The 3,768-nt window shown below is 61.8% G+C and carries 4 protein-coding genes; 1 reads left to right on the top strand and 3 read right to left on the bottom strand.

Translation table 11 applies throughout. From position 1 onward, the window contains the following. Window positions 1–169 precede the first annotated feature (169 nt). Entirely contained in the window at window positions 170–670 is a 501-nt protein-coding gene (locus tag ACP5EL_RS08050; protein WP_428401996.1) for a thermonuclease family protein, read from the top strand. 83 nt (window positions 671–753) lie between these two features. Here ACP5EL_RS08050 and ACP5EL_RS08045 read toward each other — a convergent pair whose 3' ends face one another. The 3 genes from ACP5EL_RS08045 to ACP5EL_RS08035 all read right to left on the bottom strand — a co-directional run. Continuing rightward, window positions 754–2,427, bottom strand: a complete 1,674-nt coding sequence (locus ACP5EL_RS08045; protein ID WP_428401995.1) for a tetratricopeptide repeat protein — start codon at window positions 2,425–2,427, stop codon at window positions 754–756. 178 nt (window positions 2,428–2,605) lie between these two features. Continuing rightward, window positions 2,606–3,220 (bottom strand): NAD(P)H:quinone oxidoreductase, encoded by a 615-nt coding sequence (gene wrbA / locus ACP5EL_RS08040; protein WP_428401994.1) that lies wholly within the window; start codon window positions 3,218–3,220, stop codon window positions 2,606–2,608. Window positions 3,221–3,305: 85 nt separating this feature from the next. Then, window positions 3,306–3,768 (bottom strand): manganese efflux pump MntP family protein (locus ACP5EL_RS08035; RefSeq protein ID WP_428401993.1); only part of this gene is annotated, 463 nt, incomplete at its 5' end.

Here is a 3,768-nt window from a genome sequence, read left to right as displayed (position 1 = left end):
CCAGAGGATGCCGATGGCTGGACAACTCCGATGAGTCGATCGTCCTGAAGACGAATTCGAACCTGGAGGTGGACAGGACTCTCCCCCTCAGCGACGACGACAACGACGGCCAGGTCTGGTTTAGAAGCGAGGACGGCTCCAAGTGGCGGTACGGGTGGCCCTGATCTGAATGAAGATCCGATCCGCATTGGCGACCTCTCTGGTTCTGGCAGTACTTCTGGCCGGGGCAGGATGTCTGGACCGGGGGCCAGAGGAGGATGTATCGCCCCGAGCAGGCGGCTCGAAGGGGCGGGCAGAAGCGCCGACGACGGAGGTCTCAGGAGTGGTGACGAAGGTCGTCGACGGCGATACCTTCGACGTCGAGGGGTTAGGGAGGGTGAGGCTCGCCGACGTCGACAGTCCCGAGATGGACACCCCCGCCGGGAAGGCCGCCAAGTTCTTCGCCGAGACCATGCTCCTCGGCGAGACGGTCCATCTCGACGTCGACGACCTCGGCGGCAAAGACAGGTACGGCCGGTGGATTTGCGTCGCCTACGTCGAAGATCCCGAGACCGGCACCCTCATCAACTTCAACGGCATGCTGGCAGCTTTCGGCTACGCGGAGGTGAAGGACTTCCGGGATAACGAGTTTGATCCGGGAGGGTGGGGTCTAACCCCCATCGTCCGATAGATCTGCAGAGGATTTATGAGCCGGGGACTGTAGCGGGGCGATCGACGTTGAGCGCCGACCGCAGATCCGCATCCCTCTCTTCTTCAGTCCGACTCACTTTGCGATAGAGAATCCAGATTCTCCCGCGCCCTCTGGGTGTAGTGGTGGCCGGGACCCAGGAACTGCTCGAAGACCCGGAAGGCCAGCTGATAGCTCTCTTTTGCGCCGTCCAGGTCTCCCATCTCCTGGAGGACCTCCCCACGGTTGTTCAGCCGGATCGCGGTCTTGAGATGGTTGGGGCCGTAGGCCTCCCTATCTATGGCCAGGGCCCTCTCGAACGCGGCTAGGGCCCCCGTCAGGTCGCCCAGGGATCGGAGGACCGTGCCCAAGTTGTTCGCCCGGATGGCGATCTTCAGCCGGTCTGGGGCGTCTTGCGCCTCCTCGATGGCCAGGGCCCTCTCGAAGCACCCCTTCGCCGCTCGCAGGTCGCCCAGGACTCTCAGGACAGATCCAAGGTTGTTCAGGTCGGTGGCCACCTCTGGGTGGCCCCTTCCATAGAACCTCTCATCGAGGACGACGAGCCTCTCGAGAACGTTCCTCGCCCCGGCGAGGTCGCCCCTCCGATGAAGGTAAAGGCCGACCTGGTTCAAGAGGAGAGAGGCGGGCTCTGACCCCATCCTCAGATCCTCGACCTTCTCCGAGGAAGCGAGGGCGTGAGGAAGGAGGCGGGCGCACTCCGGCCAGGTGGAGAGGTCCCCCAGGTAAGTGCTGAAGGCGCCCCCTATGGCCCTCACCGTCTCGTCCGCCCAGGTCTTCCTCTCTCCATCGTCGAGACGACTGTAGGCGAGGGCCTGGATGAGGGGATGGACCGATAAGGGCTCCTCGTCCCTTCTGACGAGCCCCCTGCGGTCTAGGGCCATAAGGCCCATCTCTACCGAATCGGCGAGAAGGGCCGAGGTTTTTACGAGGAGGTCGAGAGGAAGGTCCTCGGCAGCTAGAAAGGCGGAGAGCCTGAGGAGGTCGATCCCCTCCTGAGAGACGGCCCGGACCTGCTCGGTCGATATATCCGCGACGGCGACCAGGGCTTCAGGGAGTCCCGACGTCCTGCCAGAAATTTCGCCGAGCCTTTTTCTGTAAATATCCAGATACTTTGAGATGGGGACCCCGGTCCATCCGATGTAAGCTCCGGCGAGCTCGAGAGCCAAGGGGAGGCTCTCCAGGGCTTCTGCCAGTTTCTTCGAGGCCTCGGCATCCTCCTGGCCGGTAAGGCTCAGAAGAAATGAGGCGGCCTCTGATGGGTCGAGGGGGCCGACCTCGATCTTGGCGAAATCCCCATCCCAGCCGGGGCTCTTTGACGTGATGATCACGCCGCCGCCCCCAGATCCGGGCCGTGGTAGATACTCCTCCAGGACTTCGGGCGAGGGGGCGTCGTCGAAGACGAGAAGCCACCTCTCGTTCTCCTCAAGCCAGGTCCGGATGGAGCTGGCCAGATCCTGAAGGTCCGAGTCCTCCTGGTGAGGGATGCCGAAGGGTTCAGCCAGGCCCGCGTAGTCGGTGGCGAGGACGGTCGCATCCCAGGCCCTGACCCAGAGCCTGAAGTCGTACTCGGTGACGTTGACTCGACCGTGCTCTTCGGCGATGGCGCTCTTTCCCATGCCGTCAGGGCCGATGAGCACGGCGGGCCCGCCCTCGGTCAGGGCTCCTTTTAGATCCTTCAGGATCGAGCTTCGACCGGTGAAGTGGGGATTGCGCTGATGTGCGAGGAAGAAGTCTATCATCTCTTTCTATTATCGATCAGCATCTATTAAACTCTGTCCCGTACCACCCCCCGGTCAAACTTTAAACGGTCGATCTGATCAGTGCATCCAGCTCTACAGATCGCAGAAACAAAAAAATAAAAAATGGTTTTCGGGTTCTTGACCCGATACCGGGCTGAGAAGTTGGACGGGATCAGGATCAGCGCGCAAGCTTGGATGCGATCTCTGTGACGTGCTTTCCCTGGAACCGGGCGCCTGCAAGCTCGGTTTCGCTCGGCATCCTCTCTCCGGCCCTCCCGGCGATGGTGGAGGCTCCGTAGGGAGATCCTCCGGCCACCACGTCGATCCTCCTCTGGCTCTCAAAGGAATAGGGAAGGCCGACGATCACCATCCCCAGATGAAGGAGGGTGGGATGAAAACTCAGTATCGCCGCCTCCTGGCCTCCGTGCTGGGATCCCGAGGAGACGAAGACGCTCCCCACCTTCCCCACCAGAGCGTTCCTCTTCCACAGGTCGCCCAGAGAGTCCAGGAAGGTGCGCATCTGGCCCGCCATGTTCCCCAGGTACGAGGGCGTACCGAAGATGACGGCGTCCGCCCCCTCCAGCTCCTCGGGAGTGCAGATGGGAACGTTGGAAAAGGTCTTCCTCGCCTCCGCGTCGGCTCCTCTCTTCTTCAGCTCCGCCTCCGAGAGGGTCTCGGGTACGCGGCGGAGTTCCACCTCGGCCCCTCCCACCTGGCGGGCTCCCTCGGCGGCCGCCTCGGCCAGCCGATAGGTGTGGCCGTTCATGCTGTAGTAGACTACCAGTACCTTCAAGCGATTCTACCTCCACCTTATTCTATAGAGGCAAACTATTTTAAATTTGTTGGCTCCAGGACGGAAAAAGAGCCCTCATTGACGCTTAAAAGACGAGGTCCCTCAGGAGGATCTTGAGGCCGATCCCGATCAGGATCAGGCCGCCGACGATCTCGATCCTCTTCTCGAAGAAGCCGACGAAACGGTTCCCTATGAAAACTCCGAGAAAGGAGAGGGCGAAGGTCACGATCCCGATCCCGATCATGGGCATGATGATGGAGACGTCGAGGAAGGCGAAGCTCACCCCGACGGCCAGGGCGTCGATGCTGGTGGCGATGGCGAGGAGAGTGAGGACGCGGAGGTTGAGGAGGTTTGCCACCCGCTCCTCTCCTGGTTCAGTCGTCATCGACTCGTGGATCATCTTTCCCCCGATGAGGACGAGAAGGCCGAAGGCGATCCAGTGGTCGAACCCGGCCGCAAACTCGCTGAGCTCAAGGCCGCCGAGCCAGCCGATCACGGGCATGAAGGCCTGGAAGGTGCCGAAGAACAGGCCGGCCATAAAGGCGCTC

Origin of the sequence: Methanocrinis sp. (assembly GCF_049974945.1) — an archaeon.
In the GTDB taxonomy this organism is placed as follows: Archaea; Halobacteriota; Methanosarcinia; order Methanotrichales; family Methanotrichaceae; genus Methanocrinis.
This window is presented reverse-complemented; position numbering and strand designations above follow the sequence as displayed.

Coding starts and splice junctions, on each gene's coding strand:
- ACP5EL_RS08050 (WP_428401996.1), top strand. CDS start 170: ATGAAGATCCGATCCGCATTGGCGACCTCTCTGGTTCTGGCAGTACTT.
- ACP5EL_RS08045 (WP_428401995.1), bottom strand. CDS start 2,427: ATGATAGACTTCTTCCTCGCACATCAGCGCAATCCCCACTTCACCGGT.